The following is a 16,258-nucleotide window of genomic DNA, read 5'->3' as shown; positions in this document are numbered from 1 at the left end:
TTACTCGGCGTCCGGGGTAAAGGGAGTCAGAGGGGCGTCTTCGCTGTCGCTCAGTAAGATCTGTACGCGCTGCTCTGCCTGCTGGAGTTTCACTTGTCCCTGGCGAGCCAGCTGCACGCCGCGCTCAAATTCGTTTAACGCCTCTTCAAGGGCAAGATCGCCGCTTTCCAGACGAGTAACTATTTGCTCCAGTTCGACCAGTGCGGTTTCGAAGCTGGCCGGAGATTCGGTTTTTTTCGGCATGGTGAATGTCTGACTCTGTTTTAATTCGACGCCGACATGGTAGCGGAGTCAATGTGATTATCAAGCTAGCTCGTGCAAGTCGGTTAAGGTGCGCAGTCTTTGTGGGATGGTGATATACTTGCGCGCCTCGGATGCAGGTGGCATGACGCCGCTGCAAGTACTTCTTTCTATGCCCGCGTGCTGCGCAGCCAGCCCGGCTGACTAAACGAACCCTTACCGCCATGAAGTTTATCATTAAATTGTTCCCGGAAATCACCATCAAGAGCCAATCTGTGCGCATACGCTTTATTAAGATGCTCACCGGGAATATTCGTAACGTTTTAAAACACTACGATGAGAGCCTGGCGGTTGTTCGCCACTGGGACAACATTGAAGTTCGCGCCAAAGATGAAAACCAGCGTATCGCCATTCGTGAAGCGCTGACCCGCATTCCGGGTATCCACCACATTCTTGAAGTTGAAGATGTGCCGTACACCGACATGCACAATATCTTTGAGCAGGCGCTGGAGCTGTACCGCGACAAGCTGGAAGGTAAGAGCTTCTGCGTGCGCGTAAAACGCCGTGGCAAACACGAATTTAGCTCCATTGAAGTTGAGCGCTACGTTGGCGGCGGCCTGAATCAGCACATCGAATCCGCGCGCGTTAAGCTCAACGATCCGGACGTGACGGTTAACCTTGAGATCGAAAACGATCGCCTGCTGCTGGTTAAAGGCCGTTACGAAGGCATCGGCGGTTTCCCAATCGGGACTCAGGAAGACGTACTGTCGCTGATTTCCGGTGGTTTCGACTCCGGCGTGTCCAGCTACATGCTGATGCGTCGCGGCTGCCGCGTGCATTATTGCTTCTTCAACCTGGGCGGCGCTGCTCATGAAATCGGCGTGAAGCAGGTGGCACATTATCTGTGGAACCGCTTCGGCAGCTCTCACCGTGTGCGTTTTGTTGCCATTAACTTTGAGCCAGTGGTCGGCGAGATCCTGGAGAAAGTGGAAGACGGGCAGATGGGCGTGGTGCTGAAACGTATGTTTGTGCGCGCCGCCTCTCAGGTTGCCGAGCGCTATGGCGTTCAGGCACTGGTGACCGGCGAAGCGTTAGGCCAGGTGTCCAGCCAGACGCTGACCAACCTGCGCCTGATCGACAACGTTTCCGATACGCTGATCCTGCGTCCGCTGATCTCTCACGACAAAGAGCACATTATCGATCTGGCCCGTGAAATCGGTACCGCTGATTTCGCTCGCACCATGCCAGAATACTGCGGCGTGATCTCGAAAAGCCCGACCGTGAAAGCTGTGAAGGCGAAGATTGAGGAAGAAGAGCAGAAGTTTGACTTCTCGATTCTGGATCGCGTGGTTGCCGAGGCGACCAATATCGATATCCGCGATATTGCGACCCAGACGAAGCAGGACGTCGTGGAAGTCGAAACGGTTAATGCGTTTGGCGCCAACGAGGTATTGCTGGACATTCGCTCCAACGACGAAGTGGACGAGAAACCTTTCGCGCTGGAAGGCGTTGAGGTTGTGGCGCTGCCGTTCTACAAGCTGAGCACTAAGTTCGGCGATCTCGATCAGAGCAAAACTTACCTGCTGTGGTGCGAGCGTGGCGTGATGAGCCGTCTGCAGGCTCTGTATCTGAGCGAGCAGGGCTTTAAGAATATTAAGGTTTACCGCCCATAAAGGACTGACCCTCACCCCGGCCCTCTCCCTAAAAGGGAGAGAGTTCTGGTTAGCTCGATTTCTCGAAAGAAGAGGGAGTGCACCGTCCTGGTTCCCTCGCCCCTCTGGGGAGAGGGTTAGGGTGAGGGGTTCTTACTGATAATCCCTGAAGCTATAAATCCCCGCCGCCAGCACCAGCTGCTGCGACACTTCATGAGCCTTTTCGCGGCTCACCAGCAAATCGATAATCTTCAGTGCAAAATCAATCGCGGTTCCTGGCCCCTGGCTGGTGAGCAGGTTAACCCGTGGGTCCCAGACAACGCGTTTATCCTGCCATTGCCCTTCGGGAATGGTGTCCTTCAGGCCTGGAAAACCGGTCATGTTGCCTATCGGGAACAGCTCGTGCGGGACCAGAACAGTGCCTGCCGCCGCACAAATGGCGGCAACGATGCGGCCTGACAGATGAAACTGGCGCACGGTCTCGACCAGCAGCGGGCTGTCGCGGAAGCATTCGGCACCTTTCAGGCCGCCGGGGAGCACCACGATGTCAAAATCGCCGTCGGCCACTTCAACCAGCGGTGCATCCGCCAGTAATTTCACGCCGCGTGAGCAAACAATTTTCAGGTCGCCATCGGGAGCAACGCTCGCCGTCGTCACCTTGATCCCGGCGCGGACCAGCAGATCGATAGTGGTAACCGCTTCGGTCTCTTCAGTGCCAGGTGCCAGGCAGACCAGCGCTTGTGCGCTCATATTCATTCTCCTTACGTTTAACCTGCTCATAGAGCCGGGCATTCACAGGCACAGGGACGCCGTGAGCTCTCGCTCTGCGCAGCAGGTAGCCGGTGATATAGTCAATTTCCGTGTGGCGCTCCAGGCGGATGTCCTGCAGCATCGATGAGGTATTTTCTGCCGTGCTTTCTATCACCTGCCCGACATAATCCAGCAGGTTTTCGGGTGAGGTATGGTGGCCCTCGCGCGTCATCACCTGGGCGACTTCTTCACAAATGCTGGTCACCTCATCGAGATGATTCTTCAATTCGCCGTTAGTGCAGTTGTACAGCGCGGTCAGCGGGTTTATCACGCAGTTTACCGCGAGTTTGTTCCAGCTCGCCGGCTGGATATTGTTGTGCCAGGCTACATCGGGCAGCGCGGCATGGAGTGTATCTGCAAGGTAGCTAAAGTCGCTGGCTTTAGCGTTCCCCGGGCCAACGTGAGTGATGCCGGAAGCGACGTGCACAATCACGCTTCCGTCTCTTTTCGCGGCCTGAGTGGTTAATCCGAGCAACAAAGGTTGGGGCAATCCGTTTAGCTCATCCAGCGTCCCCATCCCGTTATGCAGCAACAATATCGGGCAGCGCGAAGGCAGTTGGGCTGCCAAAGTGCGCACGGCATCAGATACCTGCCACGCTTTGAGCGTCACCAGCAGGAGGTCGCTGGTGGCGAGAAATTCGGGATCGTTAGCCGTGAAGGACTCGTTAAAGACGCTGCCATCGGTGGTATCGAGCAGATTGACGTGGCAATACGGCTGCGGCACACGCAGCCAGCCCTGAAGCTCATGCCCTTGCTTGTGAAGTGCGGTCAACCAGAGCTGACCCAGCGCACCGCAACCCAGCACGGTGATTTTCATTATTGCCTCCCCCATTCGCACACTGCGCGAATGCTAAACTTACTTTCTATTATAGCGTTATCGGCTTCCCGGCTCTTTAACAGGTTGTTTTGCGCAGCCCAGCGGGTATTATGCAACGCAAACCAGAGAGGGAGAAAACACATGCCATCTTTTGATATCGTTTCTGAAATCGACCTGCAGGAAGTAAACAACGCGGTAGAGAACGCCGAGCGCGAGCTGGCGACCCGTTTTGACTTCCGTAACGTGCCGGCAAGCTTTGAACTGAATGAAAAAAATCAGACCATCAAAGTTGCCAGCGAATCTGACTTCCAGGTAAACCAGCTGCTGGATATCCTGCGCGCCAAGCTGCTTAAGCGCGGCATCGAAGGCAGCTCTATTGATGTGCCTGAAGAGTTTGTTCACAGCGGCAAAACCTGGAGCGTGGAAGCTAAGCTGAAACAGGGTATTGAAGCAAGCGTTGCGAAGAAAATCATTAAGCTGATTAAAGACAGCAAGCTGAAGGTTCAGACCCAGATTCAGGGCGAAGAGATCCGCGTGACGGGTAAAGCCCGCGATGATTTACAGGCCGTAATGGCGCTGATTCGTGGCGGCAATCTGGGGCAGCCGTTCCAGTTTAAGAACTTCCGCGACTGATTCACGCCCTCTCCTGAAACATGAGAGGGCATGCTGCTTAATCCCTCACCGCATCAGGTGAGGGATGTTCTATCCTTTCACCACCTGCTCAATCTCATATCTGTTCGTCAGCTTGCTGTCGATTTTCACATACGCGCTGCGTTCTTCTGGAATGATGTTCGCTTCACTCACGCCTGGCTGAGCCAGCAGCCTTTCACGCAAATGTTCGTCGTTCGCACTGCTTTCCGGCAGCTCAATGCGCAGGCTGCTGACGTAAGGCGGCTCCTGCATTGTCCAGCTGACGAATAGCCAGATCATCGCCAGCACCGCGCCTGCCAGGAAGACGGTTTGCGAATCAAACAGCCCGTTCAGCCAGCCGCCGAGCGAGCCGCCGATGGCTACGCCGATAAACTGGCTGGTGGAGTAGATGCCCATGGCGGTGCCTTTGTAGCCCGCCGGAGATTCTTTGCTGATAAGCGAAGGCAGAATCGCTTCCATCAGGTTAAAGGCGAGGAAGAACAGCTGCACGCCAATCACCAGATCCCAGAAGTGCGGGCCCGCGCCCCAAAGCACGATCTCAGCAATCAAAAGTACCGCCACGCAGCCGACAAAGACGTGCTTCATGCGGCGTTTAACTTCGGCATAAATAATAAAGGGCACGACCGAAACAAACGAAATCAGCATGGTGCAAAGATAGACTTTCCAGTGCTGAGCCGCCGGAAAGCCTGCCTGTTCAAGCTGGCCCGGTAGGGCGACAAAGGTGGACATCAGCATGATATGCAGGCACATGATGCCGAAATTCAGCTTCAGCAGCTTTGGCTCCATCATCACTTTGCGGAAGCAGCCTTTGACCATTCCCGACTCGCGGTTAAGCACGTGCGTTTTGCTATTCGGGACCAGCCAAATCGTAATCAGAATGCCGCAGCTGGCTAAGACGGCAATCATCCAGAACAGCGCCTGCAGGCCAAGCGCCTGAGTAATGATCGGGCCGAGCACCATCGCGATGGCGAAGGTTACCCCGAAGCTGACGCCGATAAAGGCCATCGCTTTGGTTCGGTTCTGTTCACGGGTTAGATCGGAGAGTAACGCCATAACAGCGGCGGCGATTGCGCCGGAGCCCTGCAGCGCGCGGCCTAAAATGACGCCCCAAATGGAGTCGCTCAGGGCGGCAATAACGCTGCCAAGCACAAAGATAGCCAGCCCGCCAACGATAAGCGGCTTGCGGCCAATACGGTCAGAAAGCAGGCCGAAAGGGATCTGGAAGACGGCTTGCGCCAGGCCATAAATGCCGATTGCCAGGCCGATGAGCGCTTCGCTTGCGCCCTGCAGCGCCATACCCCAGGTGGTAAGAACCGGCAATACCATAAACATACCCAGCATACGCAGGGAAAAGACAGTGCCTAAACCCCACGTCGCACGCAGCTCGACGGGCGTCATTTTGTAATCGTTCATTACCACCTCAGATAAAAAGTCGGCCTTAGTGTAGTGCGAGGGCAGGGGAGGGTAAATCGTTAGTTATTTAGCAGATATTACAGGGCAGGTGCTTTGATGATACTGATAAAAAAGGGCACCGAGGTGCCCTTTTATGCTTTTCGCGACTTACCAGACGTAAGTCAGCAGATTATGTGAGTCTGGCACCATAAAATCGACCGACATCATGACGCTCAGCGAGGTAATGGCCACGATAGAGAAGATGAACAGCTTGCGCGCCCAGACCTTATCGTCTTCCACTTTATAGCCCCGCAGCGCCATACCCAGCCACCAGACGCTGACCGCCGCGGCGACGATCAGGTATTTGTATCCGGCATAGCCGCCCAGAGAAAGCATCAGCGTCGCCACCGCAAAAGCGATGATGTACAGCGTGATGTGGTTCTTGGCGACGGAAATGCCTTTTACCACCGGCAGAACCGGAATATTGGCGGCCTGGTAATCTTTAAAGCGGAAGATGGCAATCGCATAGGAGTGCGGCATCTGCCACAGGCTAAAGATAGCCAGCAGGATAGCGGCGCCGGTGTCGAACTCGTTGGTTACGGCGCAGTAGCCGATAACCGGAGGAGCCGCACCGGACAAGCTGCCGATGAGCGTGCCGTAGACCGAGTGGCGTTTCATGTAGAGGCTATACACCCCGACATACACCACGAAGCCCATCACGGCCAGCCACATCGCCAGCGGATTAGCACCAAACCACAGCAGCATGAAGCCAGCAATACCCAACACGGTGGCGTACACCAGCGAAATTTTCGGTGAAATCAGGCCTTTAACCAGCACCCGATTTTTCGTTCTCTCCATCTTCTGGTCGATATCACGGTCGATAAAGTTGTTGTAAACACAACCTGATGCGACCACCAGTGATACGCCAACCAGCGTATAGAGGAACAGCGGGTAATTAATGCTGCCCTTCGAGGCCAGTAAAAATCCCCCAATGACAGAAATTAAATTACCGAAAATAATTCCTGGTTTCGTTACTTGCAGGTATTGCTTAATCATACATGCCGCTCTTAGTGAACCATCATGTTCAGGTTGAGGTTCCACATAATCCAGATCGAGCCAATCACCAGAATGGCAATAATCAGCACCGTAAAGGCGAAGGCCACCAGGTTCCAGCGCTCACTCGACGAGGTGTTCAGATGCAGGAAGCACACGAGGTGCACCAGAATCTGGACGACTGCAGTCACCAGGATCACGGCAAGCATGGTGCCGTGAGAGGCCGTGCCTTCCATTACAATCCAGAACGGAATAGCCGTCAGGATGATAGACAGGATAAAACCTGTCATGTAGGTCTTCACGCTACCGTGGTGGGCGCCGCTATGTTCAGTTGAATGACTCATTACATTGCCCCCATCAGATAGACTACAGAGAATACGCAGATCCAAACCACGTCAAGGAAGTGCCAGAACAGGCTCAGGCACATCAGACGCGCACGGTTGGTGCTGGTCAGGCCGCGGCGGGAAACATGAATCATCATGAATGCCATCCACACCAGACCGGAAGTGACGTGCAGACCGTGGGTACCGACCAGCGCGAAGAACGCTGACAGGAAGCCGCTGCGATCCGGGCCGAAGCCTTCTTTGATCAGGTGATGGAATTCATAGATTTCCATCCCAACGAAGCCTGCACCGCACAGGAAGGTCAGCGCCAGCCAGGAGATAACCTGACTTTTGTTGCCTTTATTCATGGCGATGATCGCCATGCCGTAGGTGATGGAGCTCACCAGCAGCAGGGCAGTTTCAACGGCCACGAACGGCAGCTCGAAGATGTCTTTCCCTGCCGGGCCACCTGCGGTGCCGTTCACCAGAACGGCATAGGTCGCGAACAAGCAACAGAACAGAATGCAGTCGCTCATCAGGTAGATCCAGAAACCAAAGACCTTATTGGTTCCCGCATCGTGGTGCCCGTGCTCCGCGGCGTGGGCGTTATTTACAGTCTCAGTTGCCATTTTTCAGCCCTGCTTTGGTGAGTTCTTCGAAATGCTGATTTTCCAGTTTTTCGACTTCAGCCACCGGAACATAGTAATCCACATCTTCGTCGAAGCTTTTCGCAATCCAGGTGATAACGATGCCGGCAAAGCCAACAATCGCCAGCCACCAGATGTGCCAGATCATGGCAAAGCCAAACACGGTGCTGAATGCAGCGATGATGATACCGGCTGCGCTGTTACGCGGCATATGAATCTCTTCATAGTGCGCAGGCTGCTTGTACGCTTCACCTTTCTCTTTCATCTCCCAGAATGCATCACGCTCGTGAACGTGCGGCAGGTGGGCGAAGTTATAGAACGGAGGTGGGGAAGACGTTGCCCACTCCAGCGTACGGCCACCCCATGGGTCACCGGTCAGATCGCGGTTCTGCTCGCGGTCTCGGATAGAAACGTAGAACTGAATCAGCTGGCACAGAATGCCCAGAGCGATCAGCGCCGCACCACAGGCTGCAACAACCAGCAGGGTGTGGAACTGTGGATCGATCTGCTGGCTCAGACGACGGGTCATGCCCATGAAGCCCAGCACGTACAGCGGCATAAATGCCACGAAGAAACCGATAATCCAGAACCAGAAGGCGCGTTTGCCCCAGGTTTCGTTCAGCGTGAAGCCGAACGCTTTTGGCCACCAGTAGGTCAGACCTGCGAAGCAACCGAAGACCACGCCGCCGATGATAACGTTGTGGAAGTGTGCAATCAGGAACAGGCTGTTGTGCAGCACGAAGTCCGCGCCCGGCACCGCCAGCAGAACACCGGTCATCCCACCGATAGAGAAGGTGACGATGAAGCCAATGGTCCAAAGCATCGCGGAGTTAAAGACGATGCGGCCCTGATACATGGTGAACAGCCAGTTGAAGATCTTCACCCCGGTCGGGATGGCGATAATCATGGTGGCAATACCGAAGAAGGCGTTTACGTTCGCCCCGCTGCCCATGGTGAAGAAGTGGTGCAGCCAAACGATGAACGACAGAACGGTAATCGCGATGGTCGCCCACACCAGGGAGGTGTAACCGAACAGACGCTTTTTAGAGAAGGTTGCAACCACCTCAGAGAACACACCAAACACCGGCAGCACCAGGATATAAACTTCCGGGTGGCCCCATGCCCAGATGAGGTTGATGTACATCATCATGTTGCCACCCATATCGTTGGTAAAGAAATGGGTGCCAAGGTAGCGGTCAAGGGTCAGCAGCGCGACGGTCACGGTGAAGATTGGGAACGCGGCGATAATCAGTACGTTAGTACACAGCGAAGCCCAGGTGAACACCGGCATTTTGAACATGGTCATACCCGGGGTACGCATGTTCAGAATGGTCACAAAGAAGTTAATACCGGTCAGTGTCGTACCGATACCGGACAGCTGGAGACTCCAGATCCAGTAATCGACCCCGACGCCCGGACTGTACTCAATCCCCGATAGCGGTGGATAAGCTACCCAGCCGGTCTGAGCGAATTCGCCCACGCCCAGTGACAGGTTAACCAGCACCACGCCGACAACGGTGAACCAGAAGCTCAGGTTGTTCAGGAATGGGAAGGCAACGTCACGCGCGCCAATCTGTAAAGGCACAACGATGTTCATCAGGCCGATAACAAATGGCATCGCTACGAAGAAGATCATGATAACGCCGTGGGCGGTAAAGATCTGATCGTAGTGGTGAGGCGGCAGGAAGCCTGCTTCGCCGGCGGAGGCCAGTACCTGCTGGCTACGCATCATTACCGCATCGGCAAAGCCGCGCAGCAGCATGACGATAGCGACGATAATGTACATCACGCCGAGGCGTTTGTGGTCAACGGAGGTTAGCCACTCTTTCCATAAATATTCCCACTTACCGAAGTAAGTGATAGCCGCAAGCAGCGCCAGTCCCCCGACGATGATTGCCGCAACCGTAACCATGACAATTGGCTCATGGTACGGGATTGCATCCAGTGTAAGTTTTCCGAACATCGTATTATTCCTCGGCCCCTTAGTGAGAGGTTTCCGCGTGACTCATGTCCATGCCTTCCATACCTTCCATGCCTTTCATATCGTCATGGGAAGCCTGTTCACCTTCCGGCTTGGTCATGTGCATGCTCCCGTGTCCCATAAATTTGTTAATCACGTCTTTAAACAAATCAGGTTTAACACTGGAGAAGTATTCGACTTTGTTGTATTCGCTTGGCGCGGCCAGTTTCTCGTAGGTCGCCATATCGTTCATGACTTCAGGAGACTGTTTCGCTTTAGCAACCCATTGGTTAAAGGTGTCCATGTCCGGCGTGGCGATAGCCTTGAACTTCATGCCGGAGAAACCTTTACCGCTGTAGTTTGACGAAATACCGTCGTAGGTGCCGGCTTCATCGGCAATCAGGTGCAGTTTGGTCTGCATACCTGCCATTGCGTAGATTTGGCTACCCAGGCGCGGAATAAAGAAGGAGTTCATCACCGAGTTAGAGGTGATTTTGAATTCCACTGGGGTATTGGCCGGGAAGGCGATTTCATTCACCGTAGCGATACCCTGCTCCGGATAGATGAAGAACCATTTCCAGTCCATGGCGATAACTTCGATGGTCACCGGCTTCGCTTCATGTTCCAGCGGGCGGCTAGGTTCAAGAGAGTGAGTGGTTTTCCAGGTCAGTACCGCGAGGAAGATAACGATAAGGATAGGAATCGTCCAGACTACAGCTTCCACTTTGTTCGAGTGCGACCAGTTAGGGCTGTATTTGGCGTCTTTGTTGGATGCCCGATACTTCCAGGCAAAACCGATAGCCATTGCAATTGCAGGGATAACGACAATCAACATCAGGCCGATGGCCGTCAGTATCAGTGAACGTTGTTCCAGTCCGATCTGTCCTTTGGGATCCAGGAGTGCAGAATCGCAGCCACTGAGTAAAAAAGCGCCTGCGATTAATGACAACCATCCCAAACTTTTATTGTATTTCCTGAGTCTCATTTAACGACCTCAATTCCAGGGAGCTCTATTGTCGTTTAAAGTGTGCCGGCATTTTACGGGAAGGTTACATTACTGTAAACATGAATGGCGCAGTGTCAGTAGGGTGTTACCGGGTTCTGCCTACGATGTCACACAGAATGCAACAAACTGTAAAATCTAGCGTTGGTGCGCGGGCTCCGCAGGTTATAACGAAAACCTATGTTGGCGGAAATAGTCCGGGGAAATGAGTATAACCAGTCAAATTAAAATACATTTAATTAACAATGCGGCAGCATTTGTCACATGTTTCCAACAAATATTAATTTCTCACCGGGCTGAATCGTTAAGGATAATCTTTTAATGCTTATTGAACAAAGTAATTAAAGAAAACTGTATTTAATTACGATAAATAGTCCTCGACGGTAACACTTTATGGCCTGGGTAATTAATAGACAAAAAAAGTAACTATCCGGTATTAATTACATTTTCTTAATCACAAAGCAGGTGAAAACGACAGGGTTAAGGGCGTTAAGTAGCCACTTTATAATCAGGGATAAGATCATGGCAGGAGATATTTCACCCATTATTGGTATCGATCTCGGCACATCCAATAGCGCCGTGGCCTGGTTTGGTGCTGCGGGGACAACGTTAATTTTGGGCCGCCGCGGTGAGCGTTTAACCCCTTCCGTTGTCGGGCTGGATGACGATGGGCATCTGCTGGTTGGCGAGGCGGCAAAGGCCCGACTGGTTAGTCATCCTCATCTCACTGTCGCCAGTTTCAAGCGTTATATGGGCACCGATAAAACCTTCACTCTTGGCCAGCAGTCATTTCGTGCTGAAGAGCTTGCCGCGTTAGTGCTGAGAAAATTAAAAGCGGATGCCGAGGTTACGCTTGGCTGCAGCGTCACGCGTGCGGCCATTACCGTACCGGCTTACTTCAACGATACCCAGCGTAAAGCGGTGAAAGCTGCCGGGCAGATGGCCGGCCTGGACGTTGAGCGCCTTCTTAATGAGCCCACCGCAGCCGCGCTGGCCTACGGGCTGGCCGACAGCCGTGAGCAAAAATTCCTGGTCTTCGACTTAGGCGGCGGAACGTTTGATGTCTCCATCGTCGATATGTTTGAAGGCGTCATAGAGGTGCGCGCCAGCAGCGGCGATGCCTGGCTGGGGGGCGATGATTTTACCGAAGCAATCCGCCAGTGGATGCTAAGCCACTATCCCCAGCTAACGCTTGATGACCCGGCGTTTGCCGCAGAACTGACCCGCCAGGCAGAATCGTTAAAACGCCAGCTCAGCAATCAGGAAAAAGCCACTGCGAAACTGACCTGCGGTGGTGAGGAATACGGCTGGGATATGACCGAAGAGGCTTTCCAGGAATGTTGCAGTGGGCTGCTGTCCCGCCTGAAAAAACCGGTGGTTCAGGCGTTACAGGATGCGCAATTTGACGTTGCGCAACTCGACCACGTTATTTTGGTGGGCGGCGCAACCCGCATGCCGCTGGTTCGTCAACTGGTGACCCGCATGTTTGGTCGCTTCCCTCGTAATGAACTGAATCCTGACGAAGTGGTGGCGCTGGGCGCCGGCGTTCAGGCCGGACTTATAGCGGAAGACAAAGCGCTGGACGACGTGGTGCTCACCGATGTGATGCCTTATTCATTGGGGATCGAAGTGGCCCGCCGGCACGGGGACAAAATAGAAGAAGGCTTTTTCTCGCCGCTGATTGAGCGCAACGCCTTCGTGCCGGTTAGCGTGATGCAGACCTTCAGCACCATGAATGATAACCAGCGCAAGATCGATATTGAGGTTTATCAGGGAGAATCCCGCAAAGTCAGCGACAACCTGCGCCTGGACAGCATGTCGATTCAGATCCCGCCGCGCAAAGCGGGGGAAGTTAGCGTGGACGTGCGTTTCACCTATACCCTTGACGGCATCCTGGAAGTGGAATGCAGGGTCAGCGGCGAGCAAACCGCGTCCACAATGGTTATCGAGAAATCGCCGGGCATGCTCAGCGCTGAGGATATTGCAAACCGCTTAAAACAGCTGGACGCGCTCAAACAACATCCCCGGGACGTGCCTGAAAATCGCCAATTGGCTGCCGAAGCGGCAAAACGCTATGAGCAGACGCTGGGAGACAGACGCCAGATTATCGATCATTATGCGACGCAGTTTGAACAGGCGCTGGACCGCCAGGATCTGCGTGTTATTGCTGCCGCGCGGGACGACCTGCGTCGGGTGTTAGACCAGCTTAACGACGGACTGTAAAGATGGCGACGATATGGGATGTGCTGGGCATTGAGCCTACAAGAGATGAAAGCGAAATTCGTCGGGCTTATGCCCGGGAGCTAAAGCTACGGCGGCCGGACAAAGACCCGAAGGGGTTTCAGGCGTTGCGCGAGGCGTTTGATAGCGCCAAACGCTATGCCAGTTCGACGGTTGTTCTGAACGACGAAGATGAGCATTTCCCGGATAAACCTGAACCTACGCCGATGATGGATTATGTTCGGGAACTGATGCAGGAGCAGACCTCTCAGCCACAAACACTCTGGAGCAAAAATGAACTCTGGGAACAGGCGCAGTCAGTTTCGACTCTGTTAATCAGGGATGAACTTGAAGGATTGGGGACGCTGCATCGTTACCTTGATAATGAAATCCCCGATGCACTTGAAGCCCGACACGTGTTTAGCCTGATGCTCGCCGAAGCACTAAGCGAGCAGAAGTGGCTTAACCGCAGCCTGTTAAATGAAGTCTCTGCGGTGATGGACTGGCAGATTGACAGCTACCGCTCATCTCAACTTCCTGACTGGCTGGTACATGCCCTCGAACAGCAGATTGCGATAACTAACCGGGAGAACTACTGGCAGTATCTGGCCAGGCAATATGGAGGCAATCGTTATGCTCAGTTGAAATGGCGACTGCTGACGGAAAAAGGGATGGCGATTCCAGGGTGGGTAAGGCTGGTTCCCGATCTGCTGTCGCAGCTGGCGAAGCAGGTGGGGGAATTACGCCAGCAGTCGCCCGCATTGTTGGAGCGCCTTAATCCTTCACTCCTTGAGGTGCTGCAAAAACCAACCCTGGCGCTAAGCTGGGGCGCCATCATTGCCGTAGTTTTCTGGGGGTATACGGCCTGGCTAACGGGCCATGAGTCACCGAAAGCCGCGTTTCAGTCAGGCGTCATGCTGGCCATAGTGGCGACTTTTCTCTGGGGATATCCGTTTCTTGAACGCCGATTTAAATCCGGAGGAGCGGCAAGCAAATGCGTCCATACTGTTTTCTGGCTGGCATCGTGGCTGCTTCTTGCGATGGCATTTTATAGCGCATGGCGTGGAGCGAGCGCATGGCAGGGAAAAGATGTCATAACGATGCGGGCGCTGGTTATCCTGCTCTTCCTTGTTATCCCGGTGGGATGGGCGCTTTGGCAAAGACGTGGCGACTGGCGTAACTTACCTGTCAGGATTGTGGTTGTTGTCCTGATGTTCCCGGTTTTATTTATCCGTCAGCTTCCTCCCCTGGTGAATCTATTGGGCATGATATTGCTGCCTATGCTTTATGGCATCACCATCGAAATGGTTTACTTCATAAAATAAAAAAGCCCCCGGTTTATACCGGGGGCTTTTGCATCAAACGTTGTGCATCAGAACATCAGCACCATCCACGGGTAGCTGATAAGCATCAGCGAACAGAGGAAGATAGCGCCAAAGATGGTACCCATTCGCCAGTAATCTTTGGTTGGCAGGTAGCCGCTGCCGTAGTAAATCGGGCTTGGACCGGTGCCGTAAGGGGTGATGATCCCCATCACGCCGAGTGAAGTCACCATCATCAGGCAGAAGACAGGCATATTGATACCCGGAATGGATGCGGCGATGGTCAGCGTGGCCGGCAGCAGCGCGGTGGTGTGCGCCGTGGTGCTGGCAAACAGATAGTGCAGCAGGTAGAACGCCACCAGCAGCATCACCGCCGACACCTGCGGGTCGAAGCCGTGCAGCAGCGCGGCACCTTCTTTACCCAGCCAGGCAATAAAGCCCACGCGAGCGAGGCCATCGGCCAGCGCCACCAGGGTGGCAAACCAGGCAAAGGTATTCCAGGCCGGTTTATTGCTGATAATGTCGTTCCAGTTCAGCACGCCGGTCCACAGCATCAGGATAATAACCAGCAGAGCGGCCATGGCAGGCTCAATCCATGCGGCGGCAAAAATCCACATCAGCAGGGCGCTACAGACAAACAGCAGCAGCAGGATTTCGTTGCGCGACAGTTTGCCCAGTTTTTCCAGCTCTGCGGCAGCCCATTTCGGCACTTCGTCATTCACCTTCACTTCCGGCGGATAGAACCAGTAAGCCAGCAGCGGCATGGTGAGGATCAGCAGCACGCCCAGCGGCAGGAAGGCAAGGAACCACATGCCCCAGGAGATCTCAAAGCCGATGATGCTTTTCACCAGCGCCAGCGCCAGCAGGTTCGGTGCCAGCGCGGAGAGGAACATCGAGCTGGTGATACAGGCGGCGCTGATCGCCACCCACATCAGGTAAGAGCCAATTCTGCGTGAGCTTGGGTCATTGGGCAGAGAGCCATACAGCGGCGGCAGGTTAGCAATAATCGGGTAAATCGTGCCCCCACTGCGCGCGGTGTTAGACGGAGTGAACGGGGCGAGAAGCAGGTCGGCGAAGGTGATCGCGTAGCCCAGCGTCAGGCTGCGTCGGCCCAGGTACTTCACCAGGATCAGCGCCAGACGGCGACCAAACTGCGTTTTGTCGTAGCCGGCGGCAAACATAAAGGCGCCGAAGATCAGCCAAACGGTGGAGTTGCTAAAGCCGCTGACCGCCCACTGGAAGGACTGGCTCGCCAGCTTAAATTTAGGATCTGCCAGCTCGGCCGGGCTAAACAATAGCCACTGGCTGAACAGCGCGATAACCACGATGCCTGTCAGCCCGATAACTGCGCCTGGTAAGGGTTCGAAGATTAGCCCGACAATCACCCCGACGAAGATGGCGAAGAAGTGCCATGCGTAGGGCTCTAATCCGGCCGGAACCGGAAGCAGTAATATAATGATGCTGATAAGGATAGGTAAAAATAGCAATATCAAGCGCTTTTTATTCCCCGCGTCCGGGGGCGATGCTTTCGCTGTCGCGCTTATTGGTGAGGTGTTAGTCATAGCCTGTGCCTTAAAGTTATCATGATGAATTCGATTAATATTCCCTGCAAAACCTGTTTCCCGACTTTTATTTCCACCTCATCTTTTATAGGCGGAATTTTATACATTCATGATAGTTTTTTTAACCGGTGCAAATCTGACCACCCATCGCACCTGCTCCCTGCCTCCATTTAACCTCATATTTATTGAGTGATAAGAGATTGTTTCTTGAATCCTTCATCATACTGAAACAATGGGATATTATCCCTTCTTTTGCGCTCCTGCTGGCCGTGTCAGGTATTTGATTTTGGTTTCTGTATAGCAAAAAGCCAACGATTTTATTTAACTAAAAAAATCCGCTTCATTTATATCCATAGTCTTTAAGTGGTTAAAGATCAAATCGTAACCTGATGTAAATAAGCCGCTTCGCTGATTGCCATCGACTATTCAGTAGAAGCAAAGTGATATAAAACCTTTTGTTATTTATGGTTATTATTTGTATTTGCTTTTTTTAAGGCGTTGACTAACATTCGAAAAATATATTCCGCAAAATTGCCGTTTCTGTTCTCTAATTCAAATTACGTTACTCCCTGATAATTGTGTTGCCTGCCGGGGCTATTCATTGAG

The 16,258-nt window shown here is 53.5% G+C and carries 14 protein-coding genes; 4 read left to right on the top strand and 10 right to left on the bottom strand.

The annotated features are described in order from the left end of the window. On the bottom strand, positions 1-243 hold the full coding sequence (xseB, locus tag ACREYP_RS17305; protein WP_039290760.1) for an exodeoxyribonuclease VII small subunit: 243 nt from the start codon (positions 241-243) through the stop codon (positions 1-3). 221 nt (positions 244-464) lie between these two features. Between xseB and thiI the strand changes: the two genes are divergently transcribed. Then, positions 465-1,913, top strand: coding sequence for a tRNA uracil 4-sulfurtransferase ThiI (gene thiI, locus ACREYP_RS17300; protein WP_008454575.1), 1,449 nt, complete (start codon positions 465-467; stop codon positions 1,911-1,913). 132 nt (positions 1,914-2,045) lie between these two features. Here the strand turns inward: thiI and yajL are convergent, their stop codons facing one another. Together yajL and panE are read right to left on the bottom strand one after the other, a co-directional pair. Continuing rightward, on the bottom strand, positions 2,046-2,642 hold the full coding sequence (gene yajL / locus ACREYP_RS17295; protein ID WP_008454578.1) for a protein deglycase YajL: 597 nt from the start codon (positions 2,640-2,642) through the stop codon (positions 2,046-2,048). Next, positions 2,602-3,519 carry a 2-dehydropantoate 2-reductase gene (gene panE, locus ACREYP_RS17290; protein WP_336818508.1) on the bottom strand — a complete coding sequence of 306 codons (918 nt, stop codon included), beginning with the start codon at positions 3,517-3,519 and terminating at the stop codon, positions 2,602-2,604. Before panE ends, yajL begins: the two co-directional genes overlap by 41 nt. 141 nt (positions 3,520-3,660) lie before the next feature. On the opposite strand from panE, the gene ACREYP_RS17285 reads away from it, so the two are divergent. After that, a complete protein-coding gene (locus ACREYP_RS17285; RefSeq protein ID WP_008454581.1) occupies positions 3,661-4,152 on the top strand; it encodes a YajQ family cyclic di-GMP-binding protein in 492 nt (163 codons plus the stop codon). A gap of 69 nt (positions 4,153-4,221) precedes the next feature. On the opposite strand, the gene ACREYP_RS17280 is transcribed toward ACREYP_RS17285, so the two are convergent. From ACREYP_RS17280 to cyoA, 6 genes are all read right to left on the bottom strand, one after another. Then, positions 4,222-5,583, bottom strand: coding sequence for an MFS transporter (locus ACREYP_RS17280; protein ID WP_336818509.1), 1,362 nt, complete (start codon positions 5,581-5,583; stop codon positions 4,222-4,224). Between the two features lie 147 nt (positions 5,584-5,730). Continuing rightward, positions 5,731-6,618 carry a heme o synthase gene (gene cyoE / locus ACREYP_RS17275; protein ID WP_008454592.1) on the bottom strand — a complete coding sequence of 296 codons (888 nt, stop codon included), beginning with the start codon at positions 6,616-6,618 and terminating at the stop codon, positions 5,731-5,733. A gap of 11 nt (positions 6,619-6,629) precedes the next feature. Further along, the gene (locus tag ACREYP_RS17270) at positions 6,630-6,959 is read right to left on the bottom strand and encodes a cytochrome o ubiquinol oxidase subunit IV (RefSeq protein ID WP_008454594.1); all 330 of its coding nucleotides are present in this window, start codon (positions 6,957-6,959) and stop codon (positions 6,630-6,632) included. After that, positions 6,959-7,567: a cytochrome o ubiquinol oxidase subunit III gene (locus tag ACREYP_RS17265; RefSeq protein ID WP_008454595.1), complete on the bottom strand. Its 609-nt coding sequence runs from the start codon at positions 7,565-7,567 to the stop codon at positions 6,959-6,961. Before ACREYP_RS17265 ends, ACREYP_RS17270 begins: the two co-directional genes overlap by 1 nt. Then, positions 7,557-9,548, bottom strand: a complete 1,992-nt coding sequence (gene cyoB / locus ACREYP_RS17260) for a cytochrome o ubiquinol oxidase subunit I (RefSeq protein WP_336818510.1) — start codon at positions 9,546-9,548, stop codon at positions 7,557-7,559. Before cyoB ends, ACREYP_RS17265 begins: the two co-directional genes overlap by 11 nt. Before the next feature lie 19 nt (positions 9,549-9,567). Further along, the gene (gene cyoA, locus ACREYP_RS17255) at positions 9,568-10,530 is read right to left on the bottom strand and encodes a cytochrome o ubiquinol oxidase subunit II (protein WP_008454597.1); all 963 of its coding nucleotides are present in this window, start codon (positions 10,528-10,530) and stop codon (positions 9,568-9,570) included. Positions 10,531-11,070: 540 nt separating this feature from the next. On the opposite strand from cyoA, the gene ACREYP_RS17250 reads away from it, so the two are divergent. Both ACREYP_RS17250 and ACREYP_RS17245 read left to right on the top strand, forming a co-directional pair. Then, positions 11,071-12,771, top strand: a complete 1,701-nt coding sequence (locus ACREYP_RS17250; protein ID WP_166994418.1) for a molecular chaperone HscC — start codon at positions 11,071-11,073, stop codon at positions 12,769-12,771. Positions 12,772-12,773: 2 nt separating this feature from the next. Beyond that, the gene (locus ACREYP_RS17245; RefSeq protein WP_336818512.1) at positions 12,774-14,093 is read left to right on the top strand and encodes a J domain-containing protein; all 1,320 of its coding nucleotides are present in this window, start codon (positions 12,774-12,776) and stop codon (positions 14,091-14,093) included. Positions 14,094-14,140: 47 nt separating this feature from the next. Here ACREYP_RS17245 and ACREYP_RS17240 read toward each other — a convergent pair whose 3' ends face one another. Further along, entirely contained in the window at positions 14,141-15,652 is a 1,512-nt protein-coding gene (locus ACREYP_RS17240; protein WP_166876093.1) for an anion permease, read from the bottom strand. Positions 15,653-16,258: the final 606 nt, after the last annotated feature.

This window comes from Enterobacter sp. TMH.L2, from assembly GCF_050847315.1.
In the GTDB taxonomy this organism is placed as follows: Bacteria; Pseudomonadota; Gammaproteobacteria; order Enterobacterales; family Enterobacteriaceae; genus Cedecea.
Note: the sequence above shows the minus strand (reverse complement) of the source record. Positions and strands in the feature narration are given on the sequence as shown.

Excerpts from the sequence above, each read along its gene's own strand:
- ACREYP_RS17245 (WP_336818512.1), top strand. The coding sequence starts at position 12,774 with ATGGCGACGATATGGGATGTGCTGGGCATTGAGCCTACAAGAGATGAA.
- thiI (WP_008454575.1), top strand. The coding sequence starts at position 465 with ATGAAGTTTATCATTAAATTGTTCCCGGAAATCACCATCAAGAGCCAA.
- ACREYP_RS17265 (WP_008454595.1), bottom strand. The coding sequence starts at position 7,567 with ATGGCAACTGAGACTGTAAATAACGCCCACGCCGCGGAGCACGGGCAC.
- panE (WP_336818508.1), bottom strand. The coding sequence starts at position 3,519 with ATGAAAATCACCGTGCTGGGTTGCGGTGCGCTGGGTCAGCTCTGGTTG.
- cyoE (WP_008454592.1), bottom strand. The coding sequence starts at position 6,618 with ATGATTAAGCAATACCTGCAAGTAACGAAACCAGGAATTATTTTCGGT.
- cyoB (WP_336818510.1), bottom strand. The coding sequence starts at position 9,548 with ATGTTCGGAAAACTTACACTGGATGCAATCCCGTACCATGAGCCAATT.
- xseB (WP_039290760.1), bottom strand. The coding sequence starts at position 243 with ATGCCGAAAAAAACCGAATCTCCGGCCAGCTTCGAAACCGCACTGGTC.
- ACREYP_RS17270 (WP_008454594.1), bottom strand. The coding sequence starts at position 6,959 with ATGAGTCATTCAACTGAACATAGCGGCGCCCACCACGGTAGCGTGAAG.
- ACREYP_RS17280 (WP_336818509.1), bottom strand. The coding sequence starts at position 5,583 with ATGAACGATTACAAAATGACGCCCGTCGAGCTGCGTGCGACGTGGGGT.
- ACREYP_RS17250 (WP_166994418.1), top strand. The coding sequence starts at position 11,071 with ATGGCAGGAGATATTTCACCCATTATTGGTATCGATCTCGGCACATCC.
- yajL (WP_008454578.1), bottom strand. The coding sequence starts at position 2,642 with ATGAGCGCACAAGCGCTGGTCTGCCTGGCACCTGGCACTGAAGAGACC.
- cyoA (WP_008454597.1), bottom strand. The coding sequence starts at position 10,530 with ATGAGACTCAGGAAATACAATAAAAGTTTGGGATGGTTGTCATTAATC.
- ACREYP_RS17240 (WP_166876093.1), bottom strand. The coding sequence starts at position 15,652 with ATGACTAACACCTCACCAATAAGCGCGACAGCGAAAGCATCGCCCCCG.
- ACREYP_RS17285 (WP_008454581.1), top strand. The coding sequence starts at position 3,661 with ATGCCATCTTTTGATATCGTTTCTGAAATCGACCTGCAGGAAGTAAAC.